The organism is Selenomonadales bacterium 4137-cl (genome assembly GCA_032334055.1).
In the GTDB taxonomy this organism is placed as follows: Bacteria; Bacillota; Negativicutes; order Sporomusales; family UBA7701; genus Anaeroselena; species Anaeroselena agilis.
The window spans coordinates 1,751,383-1,769,767 of the sequence record JAUOZS010000001.1; the positions used below are offsets into that span (position 1 = coordinate 1,751,383).

Sequence of the window (18,385 nt, forward strand, 5' to 3'; positions counted from 1 at the left end):
ATGAAATGGCGGTGGAACCAGAAGTCCAGTCGGATGAGGAAGACAACTTTTGGGGTAACATGATCTTCCCTATTTGACCGGCAAAATACGCGTCGCGCCGTGAGGGGCGCGCGTATTTTATTCTCCCGGAATGCATAGTCAGGCGCTCCGGCAGGCATATTACAGGTAGCAATTTTCGGAGGTGACCGCAATGCCCCAACCCGTCAGCCTTTCCTCCAAGGAAAGGGCTTACTTGCAGGACGCCCTGCAAATGGAAAATCTCTGCATCGCCAAATGCGGGGTTTATGCCGACCAGTGCAACAACCAGGCCATGAAATCACTGCTCTTTGACGTCGCCCGCAACAAGCGGCAGCACGCCAACCGTCTCAAACAGCTCCTCGGCCGGCAGTCCGCTCCCCCCGCCGGTCGACAATACCAATAACAGAGGTGATGTCGATGCCAAACCGTCCCCCTTCCAAAGCCAACCGTAACCGCCTATCCGACCGCGATATGCTCCTGGACCTACTCGTCACGGAAAAGTACATGTCACACCTATATGATCACGCCATTATGGAAGCAGCCGGCGACACCGTCCGCGACACCTTTGTCGCCCTTCAACACGACGAGCACGACACTGCGCAGATCCTATTCGACTTCATGCACCAGCACGGCTGGTACACAACCGGCGCCAACCGCCAAAAATCCGGCCGTCGACTGCAGGAAGGCCAGCCATTGTCAGGCGGACGTCCGCAAAAGGTCGCGCAGGGAGGCCCGCAACAACCCAGGTTCGACAGCAGCTACGCCGTCGCCAGCGGCACGCGCCGCCTCGGGCAGAACTTCGGGAAAAACCGCGGCCATGGTCAGGGCAACAGGCAACCAGCCTGGAACGGCCGAAACGAGCAACGGTACTACGAACACAATCCTGAATGGGATTACCAATAGCGCAAAAACCAGGACATAGTCCTGGTTTTTGTTCGCAATCAAAGTAGCGGCCGGACGCTAAAATGCTACCTCCAGCGCATCCAGCACCCTTTGGATTGGCGTGAACATCGTCGCCTGCTCCGAACCCGCGAACAGTAGTCCGACAGCGAAGTTATCCTCGCTCAGCACCAGCGATCCGCTGTCTCCCGGCAAACTCATCGGGCCGGCCAGCAACTGGTCGGCGAACACACCGTACTCGCCGTAATTCATCTCCACCCTGAGCGTCACATCAGTGGCAAGAATAATACTCGAGGTCAAACCGGAACTCCGGCCGCTCTTTTTTACCGGCATCCCTATCTCGGTTTCCCTGACGCCTTGCACGTCACCCACTTCGAAAACATCGGCCGCCACAGCGTCGGCCGCCACTGGGGCAGCTACTGCGCAGTCGACCATATTGGGGGTTTCGTTGTCGCGCCAAACCTGCACCCGGTACTGTGGCTTAAAAGCGCCGATAAACTTATTCACCAGCGCTTCGAAGGTTCTGGCTATCCGGCATAGGGGTGGAACGGCCTGGCTATGAAGCGGTACGAAACGCTGCAGATGGCCGATCACGGACGTATCCCGGCTGCCGCCGTCGTAAAGGGCCGGTTGCAGGATGGCGTCACCGGCCTCCGCCCGCCCGTCCGCGCCGTTCGTCAGGTTGGCAAGCACATGGTTGTTGGATAGGATGAGCGACTCACCCGTGGCACGGTCGCGAACCAGCGCTCCGAACGTTCCCGCCGAAACCTTGTAATGGCCGATACTTATTCCCGGACGGGCCGGACGGTGCTCTCCCGTGCGCTCGGTGCCGAGCAGGCGGATGTCGCCCACCTCAATCACGTCGCTCACCGCGCCGGCTACTCGCTTCGGCACCAACGCCGCCCTGGCGAGGTCGCTACGGGGATACTTCTTCCTCACCAGGACAACAACCGCCTCCTGGCCGGTGCTTTCCCCCCTCACCATTTTTATCCCCCGGCCGACGCCGACAACGTTATCAATCAGGACCAGTTCCCTGTAAAGGGCCGGCCAATCAATCTCTTTCACCGCCTCACCTCCCGAACATCTAGTTTATGATATGCGGATACGGTAAAGGCGGCAACTTGCTAGCCTTTCGTCAGTCTGCCGATTTCCCCGATCAACTCCCACGCCGCCTTGGCGCCGCGGGCAATGCACTGCGCCATGTAGCCGTTCTGCTTGAAGCCGATATCGAAGACTTCGGGGCGAATCACTATGTCGGCGTACCTGACGCCTTTCAGCAACGTCACCTCGCGGTTCATTATATCGATGCACTGGAGAACGATCTCGCTCACTGTCCGCAAATCCTCGTTCGGCTGCCCGGAATACCCCAGATCGACCGCAATTATGACCTCCGCCCCCATATGATGCAGGATATCGGTCGGCAGATTATTCTTTACCGCTCCGTCTACAAGCAGCAGCCCGCGGTACTTCTTGGGGGAAAAAATCCCCGGCACGGAAATGCTGGCCCGTACCGCCTCGCTCAGCGGCGCGGCGGTAAAATACCTGGCGTTCAATATTTCCCGCCAGCCTTCGCGGGGGCTCACGAAAAAAACGGTATCCCCGGAAATAGCGTCGACCGCCGTTACCGCCAACGGTATCCGCGTGTCTTTGAATGTCTTCCGTTGCACCAGGCCGGCCAGGTAGCGCTCGATTTTGTCGCCCTTTACGATGCCACCGGGAAGTACCGACCAGAAGCGCGCCCGGTTGCCGAACAGCCACTTGACCCCCTGCTTGAATAGCTCCCCCACGGTAAGCTTAAGGTCGATGAGTTCACCCGCCTTCAAGGTCGCCGCCATCGATTCGAGTTCGCGGGCCTGGTAGCCGCAGGCGTACAGCGTGGCGATGACCGCCCCTGCGCTGGTGCCTGCAATCATATCGACGGGAATATTGTTTTCGGCCAGCACCCGGAGCACCCCGATGTGGGCCGCGCCCCTCACCCCGCCGCCGCTGAGAGCCACTCCCACCTTAGGCCGACGGCCGTATCCCCGCCCGTTAACCTTTACTACTATCCTCTCCCCCACCGTCCGCACCTCCTCTTAATATCGTATGAAAGACGTCCGAATCGGTGAGAAATAGAAAAACCGCTTACCATCGTAAGCGGCCATTGATCAGGCTTTTTCCGCCAGTATAATCATCCGGGGGTCCTCAGGGCCGTAAGGGCGAGCGTCGAAGGCTCCGTACTTGGCCTTGACGGTCAGCGAACAGCTCGCCAGCAGCGTCGTCATCTCCTCCAGTGAATAGGCGCGCAAGACGAAATCGTTCTGAAGCTTGGCCCCGGTCACCTGATTGAGGAGCACCCTTTTCATCATTGCCACTCCGCGTTGCAGCTCAACCTTGTACGAAAGCACATATTCACCGCTGGGGTGGCGCCAGTAGCGGTTGAGATTATTACGCCCCATCCAGTCGCGGTTGAGGAGGTCGATCAAAAACAATCCGCCGGGACGCAGCGCCGACGCCACCTTCCCCAGCACGGCCGCATTCTCTTCATCGGAAAAATAGCCGAAAGCGGCGAACATATTGATAACCGCGTCAAACTCGCCATCGTAATCGAGCTCGCGCATATCAAGCAGCCGGAAATTGACTTCCGCGCCCTCCTCGGCGGCCTTCTGTCCGGCGATCGACAGGAAAGCTTCGGTCGCATCGACGCCGGTCACCCGGTAACCACGCTTCGCCAATTCGATGGCGTGGCGGCCGTAGCCGCAATATAGATCGAGGATAGCCGACCCGCCCGGCAACCCAAGCACCTCGGCGATGAAGCCGACTTCCTGGGCGGTCCCGGCCGGCGAATAAAATTTCCCGTCGCCGAAGAAATCATTCTTCATCGCGTTCACATCACCATCCATAACACTATCGTCCTTATTGTACCGCAGGCAGACACCCTTTAGCCGAAGATTTCCCGCGGCCGGCCGGTCCCGCCTTGTTTGACCGGGTATGTCATCACACAGTTCCTGGTAGTCCGTTTAGCGAGATACAATGCTGCGTCGGCGTGTTCCAACAGTTCGCTGTCCGAGCTGGCGTCAAAGGGAAACCCGGAAACGCCGATACTCACCGTCAGAGTCTTGCCGGGCTGTTTCTCGCAGCCCGCAAACTGCTGACACGCGATCATTGTCCGCAGCCGTTCAGCAAAGGAACACGCATCCGTGAGATTAGTCTCCGGCAACAACACGATAAATTCCTCGCCGCCGTAACGAACGGCAAAATCCACATCGCGACACGCCTGACGCATGATCGCCGCCACCTGGCGGAGAACCTCGTTGCCCAGGCTGTGGCCGTTGTTATCGTTGTAACGCTTGAAATGATCTATATCGATCAGAATGAGTGACAACGGCCGGGAATATCGGACCGCCCGCTTGAACTCATGGTCCAGCAGGCTGAGGAAGTAACGGTAATTGTAAAGCCCGGTGAGACCGTCGGTAACGGCCTGAACCTCCACCCGCGCCACGTGCTTGGCGTGGGCGATAGCAAGCGCCACCTGACCGGCCAGCGAACCGATCAGATCGCGGTCATAACGGTGCAGCGGACGTTCGGCGGTTGTTTCAACATCCAGCACGCCGATCACCTTATCGGCGCAAATCAACGGTACGGCCAGTTCGCTCACGCCGTTGCCGATCGCCGGAATATAGCGCGGGTCTTTGGACACGTCGGGCACAAAGACCATCTCGCGGGTTATGACTGCGTGCCAGGTGATACCTTTGCCATACGGGAGGCGAACATTGGGCGGATAACCGCGGCTGGCCTTCATCACAAGTTCCTGGCGCTCTTCGTCGAGAAGCAGCACGGCAGCGCAGGCATAGCCGAGTTCGCCGGTTATTCCGGCCACGATCTCGTCCAGCACCTCGTCCTCATCAGCCGTACGCTGACCGACGGAGGTTATGCGGTACAGCGCCGACAACTTCTTGTGCGCCTGGTCGAGATCCATCAGCCGAAAATCCAGTTTCGACATCGCCGCCAGCAAATCGCGGTTAGCAGCTGCATTCTGCTGGGAAACGGCGGAAAACTCCTCTTCAAGACAAACAGACTCGGTGACATCCAGAACACACACTACCATGGTGCCGTCAGCGTCGGGCAGGATACTCCAGGAAAGGTACTTCGTCAAACCACGCACCGACTCGTGTTGAAAACGGGCCACACGGGCTGGTTGCCCCGTCCTTGCGGCTGCTTCGCACGCAGCGAGCAGCGGGCCGGCGGCTTTCCCGAACAACAGGCGGAGCAGCCTTGCGAAGTTTTTGCCTTTGGCGAACATCCAAGCCGCATCCTTACGGCGGCTGGAGATTATCTGCGAAACGTCACCGTTTCCATCCACGGTCAGCGCCGTAGCCGGCACGGCGTCGAGCAAGACGGACAGCATGGAGTGGTAACCTGTATGGTCTGAAGCCATATCACCCTTCCTTTGCGGACAAGCATTACGCCTACATTCGCTGACTTTCGAGGAAAATCCTGCCTGAGAAAACGAAAAAGCCGTCCCCTCAGGGTGCACTGAACCCCGGCCAATGGACACAGATAAAAAGCCCTATCGTAGGATTAGATGAGATTACGCAAACTGGCGTCGTTTTTCGAGCGGCGTCAGTTTTGTTTTGAGTTGAATACGCTCGTGGTTGTAGAAAAAAATGTAGTTATCAATAAGCTGACGCGCCTGATCGACCGTCTTTGGCTTATGCCGCCGGATACACTCGGTCTTAAGGATGCTGAAGAAGTTTTCTGCCGGCGCGTTGTCATAGCAGTTTCCCCGCCTTGACATGGACGGAGTAATGCCGTAATTTTGAGTTAGGGTGAAATATGCCTGGGAAGTGTATTGAAACCCCTGGTCACTGTGGAGGTGCAACTCTGCAGTGACCGCTTCTTTTGCCTTGGCTTGCCGAACGGTTCGCAGAACCAGGTTGACCGACTGCTCGGTTCCAGTCTGGTAGGCGACAATACTGTTGTCAAACAGGTCGCGAATCATGGATAGATACAAGGTTCCCTGCGGCGTCTGGATATAGGAAACATCCGTTACCCATTTCTGATTAGGTTTGATGGCTGTGAAATCGCGGCCGAGGATATTCGGATACCGGTGCAGTTGACCGCTCATCTGCCGGTACTTTTTTCTGCGCCGGATTTGCGCCAGCAACCCGTACTTGTTCATGATGCGCAGCACCGCCTTATGGTTTTTCTTAATGCCTCGCCTCTCAAGCCATATCCCCACACGCCTATAACCGTAAGTTCCATTAGTCTGCCGCTGGCATTTTTGAATCAAGGCGGCCAACTTCTCCTCGGCGGATGACCGGTCTTTCCGTTTGAGATACGCGTAGTAGCCGCTTCTTGATACCTCAAAGAAATTACACATGACCGCAACCGGATGCTTGCCGGCATTTTGCGCTATGGCTATGTACTTAACCTGTGCTCTCACATCCTTCCAGCAGCGTGAAGAAAAGACCGGTATAGTTCCACTTCTCTTTCAAGTTCCCGTATCCGCAGCTCCATCGCGTGGTGTGCAGTTATCGGGCTTTTTCTGGGGCGGCCTTTCTTCTTGGGGGATGCCGGAAGGGTGGTCTGTCTCCGATTGTACCGGTTAATCCAGTTCTTGATTTGTACTTTTTCAAGACCCAAGGCATCTGCTATCTCCCGCCTGGTTCTTCCATCTTGTCGCATTTGCAGGATAATCCGCTCAGCCGATTGCATATCTGTCCATTTCCGTGACATACAAAACCTCCTATCGTAGTTATCCTACAACAGGAGGCTTTTTTGCTCAATGTCCGTTTTTTCGGGTTCAGTTCAGGGACGGCTTTAGGCTGCGATAAGAGGCTTACTTACCTTCCACGAGCGCCGCGCCGCGCTTGATAGCCTGTTCGTTGATTGCCAGCAGTTCAGGCTTCTTGGCAAACATCTTGGCGAACGCCTTGAGGACTGATTCCTGGCTCACCGCCTTGGTAGCGGCGATAAGCACTCCCAGCACCACCATATTGGCCACTTTGGCGTTGCCCAGCTCGCCGGCGATATCGTTGGACGGCACAAGGAAGACGTTCACGTCGCTACGCTTGGCGCCCTGGTCGATAAGCGAGCTGTTGATGATCAGGTTGCCGCCAGCCTGTAATGCCGGTTCGAATTTATCTAGCGAAGGCAGATTCATGGCCACGACCGTCGTCGGCTCGCTGACGATCGGCGCACCCACCGGCTCATCGGAAATGATCACCGAGCAGTTGGCAGTTCCGCCCCGCATCTCCGGGCCATAGGAAGGAATCCAGGACACATGCTTGTTCTCCAGCATCCCGGCGTAGGTCATCAATTGCCCCATCAGCATGACGCCCTGACCGCCAAAGCCGGCCATAACGATTTCATGGGTCATTTCGCCACCCCCTCAGGTGTTTTGAATACCCCCAGCGGGTAATACGGCATCATATTCTTCTCCATCCAGGTAACCGCCTCCAGCGGCGACATCCCCCAGTTGGTCGGGCAGGTCGACAGAACTTCGACGATCGCGAACCCGAGGCCGCTTAACTGAATCTCGAACGCCTTCTTGATGGCAGCCTTGGCCTTGGCCATATTCGCGGGATTATTGACCGCCACCCTGGCGATATACTTAGCCCCATCTAGCGTCGCCAGCATCTCGCATACCTTGATCGGCATACCGACCAGATCCACCTTGCGTCCGTAAGGAGAAGTAGTCGTAACCTGGTCAGGCAGCGAGGTCGGCGCCATCTGGCCGCCCGTCATTCCGTAGATGGCGTTGTTGACGAATACGGTCGTTATCTTTTCGCCCCGCGCGGCGGCGTGGACAATTTCGGCGCAGCCGATCGATGCGAGGTCGCCGTCACCCTGGTAAGTGAATACGACATTATCGGGATGAACGCGCTTAACGCCCGTAGCTACCGCCGGCGCCCGGCCGTGAGCCGCCTCCTGGCAATCAAAATTGAAGTAATCGTAAGCGAGAACCGAACAGCCTACAGGCACTACGCCGACAGTGCGGTCGCGGACCTTCAGCTCGTCGATAACCTCGGCCACCAGCCGATGGATAATGCCGTGGTGACAGCCGGGGCAATAATGGAACGAGACGTCCCGCAAAGACTCCGGCCTGGCAAATGCTATCTCCGCCATTTATTTGTCCTCCTCGCCCAGCATAATCTTTTTCACAATGCCGAACACCTCTTTCGGGCTGCAGATCATGCCGCCCGTCCGGCCATAGTAATAGACCGGTTTGGCTCCGGTGACCGACAGGCGCACGTCCTCGACCATCTGGCCGGCGCTCAGTTCGACCGCCAGGAACCCTCTGGCCGTCTTGGCGAGTCGACCCAGTTCCTCGTACGGGAACGGCCAAGCGGTGATCGGCCGGAACAGGCCGACTTTAAGACCAACGGCACGGGCCATATCCACCGCCGACTGGGCGACGCGGGAGGTGATGCCGTACGCCACCAGCACCAGTTCGGCGTCCTCGGTGCGGTACTCTTCCGAGCGGCGTTCATTATCCTTGATGGTCTTATATTTCATCTGCAAGTGATAATTATGCTTCTCAAGATCCGGCGCCTGGATATGGAGCGAGTTGATTACATTCGGCTCCTTGCGGCCTTTAAGACCGGTCGACGCCCACGGCTTGGCCGGAGCTTCAGCCGCCTTGTCCGGGAAGGCCACCGGCTCCATCATCTGGCCGAGCGCACCGTCGCCCAGGATCATGACCGGGTTACGATACTTATCAGCCAACTCGAACGCCAGCACGGTGCAGTCAACCAACTCCTGCACGGAGTTAGGAACAAGCACGATATTGCGGTAATCGCCATGGCCGCCGCCTTTGGTCGCCTGGAAATAATCGCACTGACCGGGCTGAATGCTGCCCAGTCCGGGGCCGCCGCGGGCCATGTTGACGATGACGCAGGGCAGCTCCGCCCCGGCGATATAGGAGATCCCCTCCTGCTTAAGGCTGATGCCGGGGCTGGAGGACGAGGTCATAACCCTTGCGCCGGCGCCGGCTGCGCCATAAACCATGTTGATGGCGGCGACTTCGCTTTCGGCCTGCAGAAAAACGCCATTCACCTGCGGCAGGCGCTTGGCCATGTATTCGATAAGCTCGCTCTGCGGGGTAATGGGGTAACCGAAATAATGACGGCAGCCGGCTACAACAGCCGCCTCACCGATTGCCTCATTGCCCTTCATCAGGATTTTTTCCGCCACATTATTCACTCCCTTGCCTATTTATGGATTTCAATTACTACATCCGGACATGTCCGGGCGCACAGCATACAGCCGATGCACTGGGATTCGTCGCTGCAGGTAGCCGGACGGTAACCTTTACTGTTAAAGCGATTGGCGATAACCACGATTTTCTTCGGGCAGACCACCGTACATAGCTCGCACCCTTTGCACCTTTCCTCGTTAAACACAGGTTTCGGCACTTCAATTCCTCCTTATCCATAATCTAATGCCTTAATGGTCAAACCGGTTGATAACCCAAACGGCGGGCGATCTTCCCGGACTTCTCCCTCAAAATTCTCACCAGCGTCTCGTAACGCTGGGTCTCGAGCGCCGAACTGGCGCTCGACACCGACAAAGCGGCCGCGACTTTACCTAACGCATCGTGGACAGGGACGGCAATACAAGTAACCCCTTCGATCGTCTCATTACAGCCCACCGCGAAGCCCTGTTCTCTGACCTGGGCAAGCTCCCCCATTAGCGCATCCCGGTCGGTCAGCGTATACGGCGTAAACTGCTCAACCCCGCGCTGCAGCACTTCGCTGACAATCGCCGGCGGCGCATTGGCCAACAGCACTTTACCGATCGCCGTACTGTGCAGCGTGATGGAAAAATCGAACTTCGGTATAATGAAGAACGGTCGCTGCGGCTCGACCTTATCGATGATAATGAGTTCCGTCCCCGACAGTACCGCCAACAAGGCGATTTCCTGCGTCTCGTTGGCCAGTTCCGCCATCAGCGGGCGGGCGATCTCCCTGATGTCAAGCTGCTCGGCGCACGCCTCGCCCAGACGGATAAGCCCGTAACCGAGAGTATAGCGGCCTGAATCCGTCTGACGGACAAAACCGCGAAGCATCAACGTCTGCAGCAGGCTGTGAATCGTGCTCTTCTGGACTCCCAGTTCCTTGGCGAGCTCGGTCACGCCCATGTCGCGGCGGTGCCGGCCCAGAAGCAGCAGAAGCTCGACAGCCCGGTCCACCGATGCGATGATATATTGCGAACCAGTTTTATCCAGGCAAACCACCTTCGTTTCCATCTAGCGAACGATGTTCATTTTTTCCTCTTTTAGTATATTCGCAGGGTGCGGGGCAAATCCTGCCCGCTTTATCCCGCGCTGCGCATGAATACAAAATACTGAAAAAGTATGCTCATAACGAACATTTGTCACTCAAATGCATATTATTTCCGATAAAAAGTGTTAAATACCCTGACGGTGAAAGCGACGCCCGCTGGGTTGTAAACCATGCCGGACAAAGAAAAAAAGACCCGCGATTTAATCGCAGGTCTCCTTGCTGTCTGTGCGGTAAACGGTCATCGTCATCTTGTCGCCGGCTTTACTGACCCCGAAGACATAGCCTTCCCTCTTGAGCGCCTTATTGAGGAAATCGACCACGTCCACCAGTCCGGCGGCGGCGGGAAAGGCTCTGGCGGCGATCATTTCCAGCGTTTTACCGCCGGCGTTCTCCCCGTCCATTTGCGTCTTACCCGACTATTTCCGCAAAATCGCCTGTCTTCGCGCCGCACGCGTTGCCCTCGTCGGTATCGACATGCATTTCCAACGCGAAGTTTTCGTGGACGCGCACCAGTACCTTGTCGAATATCAGGCAGCGCTCGGCGTCGCCAATCTTGACGGAAACGAACTGCTTATCTTTCACGCCGAACTCGGCCGCGTCGGCAGGCGTCATGTGAATATGGCGGCAGGCGGCGATAACGCCGGTACCGAGCTTAACTTCCCCTTTGGGACCGACGAGCGTCAGTCCGGGTGCGTCGCGGTGATCTCCCGAATCCCGCACCGGAACCTTCAGTCCCAGCTTCATGGCGTCGGTGAGCGCCAGTTCCACCTGAGTATTAGGCCGTACCGGCCCGAGGATGCGCACCTGCTTGAAACTGCCTTTCTCGGTCACCAGATCGACCCGTTCCTCACAGGCGTACTGGCCCGGTTGCCCGAGGTCCTTGAACGGGTGAAGCTGGTGGCCTTTACCGAACAGGATGTCGAGATGCTCCTGGCTGATATGGAGATGGCGGGCTGAAATACCTACCGTAATCTTAGGTTTGGCCATTGTTCAGAAACACTCCTTGCAAGATTAATCTATTCGATGATCTCCGAGAAATACACGACCGTGACCGTGTCGGTAAGGGTCAGGGGCTTGTCATAGATCGACCGCAGAAAGACGAGCAGATCGTCGACATTGGCCAGATCCGGATTTTCTCCCTGCAGATCCTCGGCGGTAAGCTGGCAGATCGGCTTTACCAGCACCCGGTCGATGGCGGCGGTGTATATCTTCTTTTTCTGGGCGAAGCGCTTGCCAACCGTCACCCAGACTATATCACCCTCAGCATACTTGTGGGTCTTGTCCCCCAGCCTGATGGTGCAGGTTTTGCGCCGGCACACGAGCTGGCTGTGGTAGTTGGACGAGTAGAAGTTCAGCGCGCGCATATCACTTTTCCTCCCCTGTCGATTATCCTATCCCAGCCACTTGCGGATGCGGTCGACAGCCTCGCGAAGCCTATCCTGCGGCTGCACGAGCGCGATTCGCACATACCCTTCGCCATAGGGGCCGAACCCGACTCCGGGTACAACGACCACCCCGGCGTTTTCTATAAGACTGGCGGCGAAGGAGAACGAATCTTGCTTGGTCGGCACCGGCGCCCATACGTACATCGACGCTTTAGGACGGGTAACCTTCCAGCCCATGCTGTTGAAACCGTCGACGACGATATCGCGGCGACGCGCATACTCGTCCGCCATGGCGGCCACGCAGTCCTGGGGCCCGGTCAGGGCAGCAACCGCGGCCTGCTGAATGGGCAGGAAGATGCCATAGTCGAAATTCGACTTCACGCGGCCGAGAAGCTCGATCGCCTGAGCGTTGCCGACAACAAAACCGACACGGCAGCCGGCCATGCAGAAACTCTTCGACATCGTGTGAAACTCTACCCCGATATCTTTCGCCCCAGGCAGGCTCAGGAAGCTGGGCGGCCGGTAACCGTCGAAGCACAGTTCGCTGTAAGCGAAATCGTGGCATACGAGGAATTTGTACCTTTTGGCCAGTTCCACCACCCGGCCGAAAAACTCCACTGTCGCGGTGGCAGCCAGCGGGTTATTGGGATAGTTGAGAATCATCATCTTGGCCCGCTTCAGGACGCTCTCCGGGATTGCGTCCAGGTCGGGCAGATAGTCGTTCTCAGGCGTCAGCGGCATCAGGTAGAGTTCGGCGTCGGCGGAGACCGGTCCGGCCGTATAGATGGGATAACCGGGGTCAGGCACCAGCACGACGTCGCCGGGATTGGCGAAGCACAGGGAAATATGGGCGAGCCCGTCCTGGGAACCGAGGAGGGAATGAACCTCGGTCGCCGGGTCGAGGGCGACGCCGAACTTGGACCCGTACCAGTCGGTAACCGCCTGCAGGAATTCCGGCGTGCCCTTGGAAAGCGCGTAGCCGTAATTCTTCGGGTCGGCGACGCCTTTCAGGAGCGCCTCCATTACGTGCGGCGCCGGCGGCACGTCCGGGCTGCCAAGGCTGAGGGTAATAACATCCTTGCCGGCGGCGACCGCCTTTTTGCGCATATCGTCCACCTGGGTGAAGATTGCCGACGACATGCCCTGCATACGTTTGGCCTGATCGAGCATAATACCCCTCCCTATCTAGTGCGGTTGCCGAAAATACATCTGCATTATCCTCCGCGAGCGGCAACCTTTTCACGTTCCATACTGAATATCTTCTAAGCGAAATATTCCAGCCGGAGGGGCGGGATTCCTACCTGGCAGCCTTTTTATTTTGCACATATTCATGGATTTTAGCAGCGGCCTTCTTGCCGGCGCCCATCGCCAGAATGACGGTGGCAGCGCCAGTGACGATATCGCCGCCTGCGAACACGCCCGCCTTCGAGGTCGCGCCCGCTTCGTCGGCCACGATGTTACCCCGTTTATTAACCGCCAGGCCGGGAGTGGTGTCCTGTACCAGCGGATTGGGGCCCTGACCGATGGCCATTACCACCGTTTCCACCTCAAGGACGTAGTTCGAGCCTTCGACAGGCACCGGCTTGCGCCGGCCCGACTCGTCCGGCTCGCCCAGCTCCATCTTGATGCACTCGATCCCTTTGACCCAGCCCTTGTCGTCGCCCAGCACCCGGACAGGGGCGGTCAGCAGACGAAACTCGACGCCCTCTTCCTTGGCGTGTTCGAGCTCCTCGTGCCTGGCCGGCATCTCGTCCTCCGAGCGACGGTAAACGATATAGACCTTCTCGGCGCCAAGGCGGAGAGCCGTGCGGGCCGAGTCCATAGCTACATTGCCCGCCCCGATGACGGCGACCCTGTTGCCCACCCGCACCGGCGTGCCGGTCTGCGGGAATTTGTAGGCTTTCATAAGATTGACGCGGGTCAGGAATTCGTTGGCGGAATACACGCCGTTGAGATTTTCGCCGGGAATGTCCATGAAGTGCGGCAAACCGGCCCCCGTGCCGATGAATACGGCGTCGAAGCCTTCCTCGTTCAGGAGTTCGTCGATAGTGTAGCTTTTACCGATGACAGCGTTCACCTGGATATCGACCCCCAGCTTGCGCAGGGCGGCGATTTCCCGCTGAACAATGGCCTTCGGGAGACGGAACTCGGGAATACCGTACATCAGCACCCCGCCGGGAGCATGGAGAGCTTCGAAAACGGTCACCTTGTAGCCGAGACGCGCCAGGTCGCCGGCGGTGGTCAGCCCGGCCGGGCCGGCGCCGATGACCGCCACCTTGCCGAGAACCTCGGCAGGCAGAGCGGCGCTTTCCTCGCGTTCCTTAGCCATAGCGCAGTCGGCGGCAAACCGCTCCAGCCGGCCGATACCGACCGGCTCGCCCTTCTTGCCCATTATACAGAATTTCTCGCACTGGTCTTCCTGCGGGCAGACGCGACCGCAGACCGCCGGCAGGTTGTTTTTGGTCTTGATCTCGTCGATGGCGGCGTCAAAATCGCCGTCTTTGACGTGCTTGATAAATTTCGGAATATCGACCTCCACCGGGCATCCCTGGCGGCAGGGGGCGGTTTTGCACTGCAGGCAGCGGGCGGCTTCGGCCCGCGCGGTCTCCGCCTCGTAGCCGAGAGCCACTTCGTTGAAATTGCGGCGCCGTTCCTCTGCGGCCTGCTCCGGCATCTTATGCTTTACTTGTTGCATTTGCAGCTCCCTCCCCCGCACCGCTCCATCTTTTCGTGGTCGTGGTACATCCGCTGGCGGGCCATCAGCCCGTTGAAGTCGACCTGGTGGGCGTCGAATTCCGGGCCGTCGACACAAGCGAATTTGTTCTTTTCGCCGACGCTGACGCGGCAGCCGCCGCACATGCCGGTGCCGTCAACCATGATCGGGTTTAGGCTGACTACTGTGTGAATATTGTACGGCCGGGTGACGTCGGCGACGCTCCGCATCATAATTACCGGGCCGATGGCCATAACGACGTCGATCTTTTCGCCGGCGTCGATCATCTCCTGCAGGGGGTGGATTACGAGGCCCTTGCGGCCTTTGCTGCCGTCGTCGGTGGTAATGATAAGCTCGTCGCTGACGGCGGCCATTTCCTTTTCAAGGATGAGAAGGTCGGCGTTTCTGGCGCCGATGATGGAAACCACCTTGTTGCCTGCTTGCTTGTAGGCGCGGGCAATCGGGTACACAGGAGCGACGCCGATGCCGCCGCCTACGCACACGACGGTGCCGAATTTATCGATATGGGTGGCTTTACCGAGCGGGCCGACGAGGTCAAGGAGCCCGTCGCCTTTGTTTAGTGTCCCGAGCTGGCGGGTCGTGTGGCCTACCTCCTGGAAAATCAACGTTATGGTTCCGGCCTCGCGGTCAAAATCGGCGATGGTCAGCGGAATGCGTTCGCCGTCCTCGTCAATGCGCAGGATGACGAACTGTCCGGGCTGACATTTCTTGGCGATCAGCGGCGCCGCGACGTCGAACAGCAGAACGCCGGGCGACAGCACCTCTTTCTTGACGATTTCGTACAATTCCCATACCTCCTAAACGTAACAATTTATCCATTAAATTCAATTATAGGTCAATAATTACCAATTCCTACGGTTTCCTACCCGATTCTACAAGCCGCAGGCCACGGGCGCCCGCTTCGCGTTTCACCCGCTCCTCGTCGATGGTCGTCAGGCGGCCGGCATCGAGCAGCACCTTGCCGTCCACCATAACGGTATGAACATCGGCGGCGGCGGCGGAATAAACGAGGAGCGACAGACGGTCGTGGCGCGGATGCCAATGGCTCGCCGCCATGTCGACGATGGTGATGTCGGCCTTGAACCCGGGCGCCAGTTTGCCGGTCACCCCGCCCAGGCCCAGCGCCTCCGCCCCCATGGCGGTCGCCATGTCAACAGCCTGGCCCGCCGGCACCGCCAGCGGGTCGAGGGTGGCGACCTTGCTCAGGAGCGCCGCCAGCCGCATCTCCTCAACCATATCGAGATTGTTGTTGCTGGCCGCGCCATCGGTGCCGATGCCGACCGTCACTCCGGCCGCCAGCAGCGACGGCACCGGCGCCGCCCCGCTGGCCAGCTTCATGTTGCTGCCCGGATTGTGCGCCACCCGCACCTTCTTCTCTTTGAGAATGGCGATATCCTCGGCCGACAGGTGAACGCAATGGGCGGCCAGCACGCCGAGGTCGAACAGCCCCAGCTCGTTCATCAGGGCGATGGGGGACTTGCCGTGCTCCTTGACGCACCCCGCCACCTCGCCGGTAGTCTCCGCCAGGTGGATATGGATCTCGGCCCCCAGCTTGGCGGCCAGGGCCGTAACTTTCTTGATATAATCGGGCGGGCAGGTATAGGGAGCATGCGGTCCCATCATCACCGTTATCCGCCCGTCGGCGCCGCCGTGCCAATCGCGGTAGAACGCCTCGCTCTCCGTCAGCGCCTGCGCGGCGGTCGGCGCCACCCCGGCCATGCCGCGCGACAAAGCCGCCCGGACGCCGCTCTCGGCCACCGCCCTGGCGACATCGTCCATGAAGAAGTACATATCGGCAAAAGCGGTCGTGCCGCTCCGGATCATCTCGGCAATCGCCAACAGCGTCCCCCAGTAGACATCATCGCCGGTCAGTCTGGCCTCGGCCGGCCAGATCTTGGTCTCCAGCCACTCCATCAGCGCCATGTCGTCGGCATAACTGCGGAAGAGGGTCATCGCCGCATGGGTATGGGTATTCACAAACCCTGGCAGAATCAGCTTATCGGTGCAGTCGATCACCCGGTCGGCCTGCCAGCCGGCGGCAACCTCCCCCACCCCGGCGATCACCGAGCCGTCGATAGCCACGTCGGCCTTGGTCACGCTGCCGTCGGCGTAAACCTCGCCGTTTTTCAGCAATATCCTCGCCATCACTCTTCTCCTTCCTGACGCCGCCGGTAATGCTCCACATAAAAGCGGCGCATCGCGGCGACATCCCCGTCGCTGAGTATCTGTGCCCCGCCCAGGAGGTTGGCGTATATGTAAATCTGGGCGCCCTTCTCGACAAGCTCGCAGGCTAAGAGCGCCTCGGCGGACGTCCGGCCGCAGCCTACCGCCCCGTGATTGGCCAGCAGCACCGCCTGCCGGTCGGCCAGCGCGGCCACGGCGTTCGCCGCCAGTTCCTCCGTCCCCGGCAGCGCGTAAGCGGCCACCTCGATCGTCCCGCCGGAAAGCTGCACCAGGTCCTCGATGACCGGCGGCAACGGGCGGCGGGCGGCGGCGCAGGCGCTGGCGAAAATGCTGTGGGTATGGACGATGGCGCCGATATCGGGCCGGGCGGCGTAGATCGCCAGATGGAGGGGCACCTCGGTCGACGGCGTAAGCTCGCCGGCTGTCTGCTTGCCCTGTAGATCGACCACGGCAATGTCTTCGGGGCGCAGGTTCCGGTAGTCGCGGCCCGACGGCGTCACCGCCACCAGTTCCGTCCCCGGCACACGGATGCTCACGTTCCCCCATGTACCGGCCACCAGGCCGCAATCTAGCATCGCCCGTCCCGTCCTCACTACCTCGGCCCTTACCGCCATTAGCTCGTTCATGCGCCGATCCCCTTTCCGTGATAACCCTTACGCTTTGTTAAGATAATCGGTCTGGACCGTCGACAGTTCGTCGATGGCGATGCCCATCGCCTTAAGCTTGAGGGACGCCACCTTGCGGTCCAGCTCGTAAGGCAGCTTGTAAACCTGTTTTTCCAGCTTCGCATGATTTTCGAGGATGTAAAGAACGGACAGCGCCTGGATGGCGAACGACAGGTCCATGATCTCGGTCGGGTGGCCGTCGCCGGCCGCCAGATTGACCAGCCGGCCCTCGCCCAGCAGGTACACCTTCTTGCCGTCCTCGAACACGAACTCCTCGATATTCTTGCGCACTGTGCGACTGCTTACCGTCAGCTCTGCCAGATGCTCCTTGTTGATCTCCACATCGAAATGGCCGGCGTTGGCCATGATCGCCCCCGGCTTCATCGCCTTGAGGTGCTCGCGGCAAACAACGTCGCGGCAGCCGGTTACGGTAACGAAGAAGTCGCCCTTGGCGGCCGCGTCCAACATGTTCATCACCTGATAGCCGTCGAACAGCGCCTCGGCCGCTCTGATGGGGTCGACCTCGGTCACGATGACGTTGGCCCCCAGGCCCCTGGCCCGCATCGCCACGCCCTTGCCGCACCAGCCGTACCCTGCCACCACCACCGTCTTGCCGGCCACCGTCAGGTTGGTCGTGCGCATGATGCCATCCCAGGTCGACTGGCCGGTGCCGTAGCGGTTATCGAACAGATACTTGCAGTACGCGTCGTTGACGGCGATCATCGGAAACTTCAGCTTGCCGGCCGCAGCCAGCGCCTTGAGCCGGTGGACGCCGGTCGTCGTCTCCTCCGAACCGCCGAGGATGTTAGCCGCCAGGTCGGCGCGCTCACCATGCAGCAGCGAAACCAGGTCGCCGCCGTCGTCAATGATGATGTCCGGCTTGGTGTCGAGCGCCTTATGGAGAAAATGCTCGTACTCCTCGGCGGTCGTGTTGTGCCAGGCGAACACCTTGACCCCTTGGCTGGCCAGCGCCGCCGCCACATCGTCCTGGGTCGAGAGCGGATTGGAGCCGGTAACGGCCACGCTCGCCCCCGCGTTCGCCAGCACCATGCCCAGATAAGCCGTCTTGGCCTCAAGGTGCATGGTTATGACCATCCGCTTGCCGGCCAGCGGCTTGGTCGCCGACAGCTCGGCGTTCAGCACGTTCAGCACCGGCATATGTTCTTTTACCCAATTGATCTTATCCATACCCTGGGGAGCGAGCTTGACGTCCCTGATGATCGATTCCAT

At 59.1% G+C, this 18,385-nt stretch carries 21 protein-coding genes; 2 read left to right on the forward strand and 19 right to left on the reverse strand.

The genetic code is table 11. From position 1 onward, the window contains the following. The first annotated feature begins 190 nt into the window (after positions 1 to 190). Positions 191 to 421 carry a hypothetical protein gene (locus Q4T40_09300; GenBank protein ID MDT8901434.1) on the forward strand — a complete coding sequence of 77 codons (231 nt, stop codon included), beginning with the start codon at positions 191 to 193 and terminating at the stop codon, positions 419 to 421. Positions 422 to 435: 14 nt separating this feature from the next. Continuing rightward, positions 436 to 921: a spore coat protein gene (locus Q4T40_09305; GenBank protein ID MDT8901435.1), complete on the forward strand. Its 486-nt coding sequence runs from the start codon at positions 436 to 438 to the stop codon at positions 919 to 921. Between the two features lie 57 nt (positions 922 to 978). Here Q4T40_09305 and Q4T40_09310 read toward each other — a convergent pair whose 3' ends face one another. The 19 genes from Q4T40_09310 to Q4T40_09400 form a co-directional block, all read right to left on the reverse strand. Next, positions 979 to 1,983, reverse strand: coding sequence for a hypothetical protein (locus Q4T40_09310; GenBank protein ID MDT8901436.1), 1,005 nt, complete (start codon positions 1,981 to 1,983; stop codon positions 979 to 981). A gap of 59 nt (positions 1,984 to 2,042) precedes the next feature. After that, the gene (locus tag Q4T40_09315) at positions 2,043 to 2,978 is read right to left on the reverse strand and encodes a patatin-like phospholipase family protein (GenBank protein ID MDT8901437.1); all 936 of its coding nucleotides are present in this window, start codon (positions 2,976 to 2,978) and stop codon (positions 2,043 to 2,045) included. Between the two features lie 87 nt (positions 2,979 to 3,065). Then, positions 3,066 to 3,800 (reverse strand): class I SAM-dependent methyltransferase, encoded by a 735-nt coding sequence (locus tag Q4T40_09320; protein ID MDT8901438.1) that lies wholly within the window; start codon positions 3,798 to 3,800, stop codon positions 3,066 to 3,068. Positions 3,801 to 3,838: 38 nt separating this feature from the next. After that, positions 3,839 to 5,335: a sensor domain-containing diguanylate cyclase gene (locus tag Q4T40_09325; protein ID MDT8901439.1), complete on the reverse strand. Its 1,497-nt coding sequence runs from the start codon at positions 5,333 to 5,335 to the stop codon at positions 3,839 to 3,841. Between the two features lie 153 nt (positions 5,336 to 5,488). Continuing rightward, positions 5,489 to 6,343 carry an IS3 family transposase gene (locus Q4T40_09330; protein MDT8901440.1) on the reverse strand — a complete coding sequence of 285 codons (855 nt, stop codon included), beginning with the start codon at positions 6,341 to 6,343 and terminating at the stop codon, positions 5,489 to 5,491. 396 nt (positions 6,344 to 6,739) lie between these two features. Beyond that, positions 6,740 to 7,279, reverse strand: a complete 540-nt coding sequence (locus Q4T40_09335; GenBank protein MDT8901441.1) for a 2-oxoacid:acceptor oxidoreductase family protein — start codon at positions 7,277 to 7,279, stop codon at positions 6,740 to 6,742. Beyond that, positions 7,276 to 8,028: a thiamine pyrophosphate-dependent enzyme gene (locus tag Q4T40_09340; GenBank protein ID MDT8901442.1), complete on the reverse strand. Its 753-nt coding sequence runs from the start codon at positions 8,026 to 8,028 to the stop codon at positions 7,276 to 7,278. Before Q4T40_09340 ends, Q4T40_09335 begins: the two co-directional genes overlap by 4 nt. Continuing rightward, a complete protein-coding gene (locus tag Q4T40_09345) occupies positions 8,029 to 9,096 on the reverse strand; it encodes a 3-methyl-2-oxobutanoate dehydrogenase subunit VorB (GenBank protein MDT8901443.1) in 1,068 nt (355 codons plus the stop codon). Between the two features lie 17 nt (positions 9,097 to 9,113). Beyond that, on the reverse strand, positions 9,114 to 9,317 hold the full coding sequence (locus Q4T40_09350; GenBank protein MDT8901444.1) for a ferredoxin family protein: 204 nt from the start codon (positions 9,315 to 9,317) through the stop codon (positions 9,114 to 9,116). Positions 9,318 to 9,355: 38 nt separating this feature from the next. Continuing rightward, positions 9,356 to 10,138 (reverse strand): IclR family transcriptional regulator, encoded by a 783-nt coding sequence (locus Q4T40_09355; protein ID MDT8901445.1) that lies wholly within the window; start codon positions 10,136 to 10,138, stop codon positions 9,356 to 9,358. A 249-nt stretch (positions 10,139 to 10,387) separates the two neighbouring features. Continuing rightward, the gene (locus Q4T40_09360; protein ID MDT8901446.1) at positions 10,388 to 10,588 is read right to left on the reverse strand and encodes a DUF4264 family protein; all 201 of its coding nucleotides are present in this window, start codon (positions 10,586 to 10,588) and stop codon (positions 10,388 to 10,390) included. Between the two features lie 7 nt (positions 10,589 to 10,595). Next, positions 10,596 to 11,174 carry a phosphate propanoyltransferase gene (locus tag Q4T40_09365; GenBank protein MDT8901447.1) on the reverse strand — a complete coding sequence of 193 codons (579 nt, stop codon included), beginning with the start codon at positions 11,172 to 11,174 and terminating at the stop codon, positions 10,596 to 10,598. Positions 11,175 to 11,203: 29 nt separating this feature from the next. Further along, complete coding sequence (locus tag Q4T40_09370) at positions 11,204 to 11,551, reverse strand: ASCH domain-containing protein (GenBank protein MDT8901448.1); 348 nt, start codon at positions 11,549 to 11,551, stop codon at positions 11,204 to 11,206. Positions 11,552 to 11,578: 27 nt separating this feature from the next. Beyond that, positions 11,579 to 12,742: an LL-diaminopimelate aminotransferase gene (locus Q4T40_09375; GenBank protein ID MDT8901449.1), complete on the reverse strand. Its 1,164-nt coding sequence runs from the start codon at positions 12,740 to 12,742 to the stop codon at positions 11,579 to 11,581. Between the two features lie 127 nt (positions 12,743 to 12,869). Next, the gene (gene gltA / locus Q4T40_09380; protein MDT8901450.1) at positions 12,870 to 14,267 is read right to left on the reverse strand and encodes an NADPH-dependent glutamate synthase; all 1,398 of its coding nucleotides are present in this window, start codon (positions 14,265 to 14,267) and stop codon (positions 12,870 to 12,872) included. After that, on the reverse strand, positions 14,255 to 15,091 hold the full coding sequence (locus Q4T40_09385) for a sulfide/dihydroorotate dehydrogenase-like FAD/NAD-binding protein (GenBank protein MDT8901451.1): 837 nt from the start codon (positions 15,089 to 15,091) through the stop codon (positions 14,255 to 14,257). Before Q4T40_09385 ends, gltA begins: the two co-directional genes overlap by 13 nt. A gap of 67 nt (positions 15,092 to 15,158) precedes the next feature. Then, the gene (locus Q4T40_09390) at positions 15,159 to 16,451 is read right to left on the reverse strand and encodes an amidohydrolase (protein MDT8901452.1); all 1,293 of its coding nucleotides are present in this window, start codon (positions 16,449 to 16,451) and stop codon (positions 15,159 to 15,161) included. Further along, positions 16,451 to 17,116 carry a class II aldolase/adducin family protein gene (locus Q4T40_09395; GenBank protein ID MDT8901453.1) on the reverse strand — a complete coding sequence of 222 codons (666 nt, stop codon included), beginning with the start codon at positions 17,114 to 17,116 and terminating at the stop codon, positions 16,451 to 16,453. The genes Q4T40_09390 and Q4T40_09395 overlap by 1 nt, the downstream gene beginning before the upstream one ends. 27 nt (positions 17,117 to 17,143) lie before the next feature. Next, positions 17,144 to 18,385, reverse strand: coding sequence for an adenosylhomocysteinase (locus tag Q4T40_09400; GenBank protein MDT8901454.1), 1,242 nt, complete (start codon positions 18,383 to 18,385; stop codon positions 17,144 to 17,146).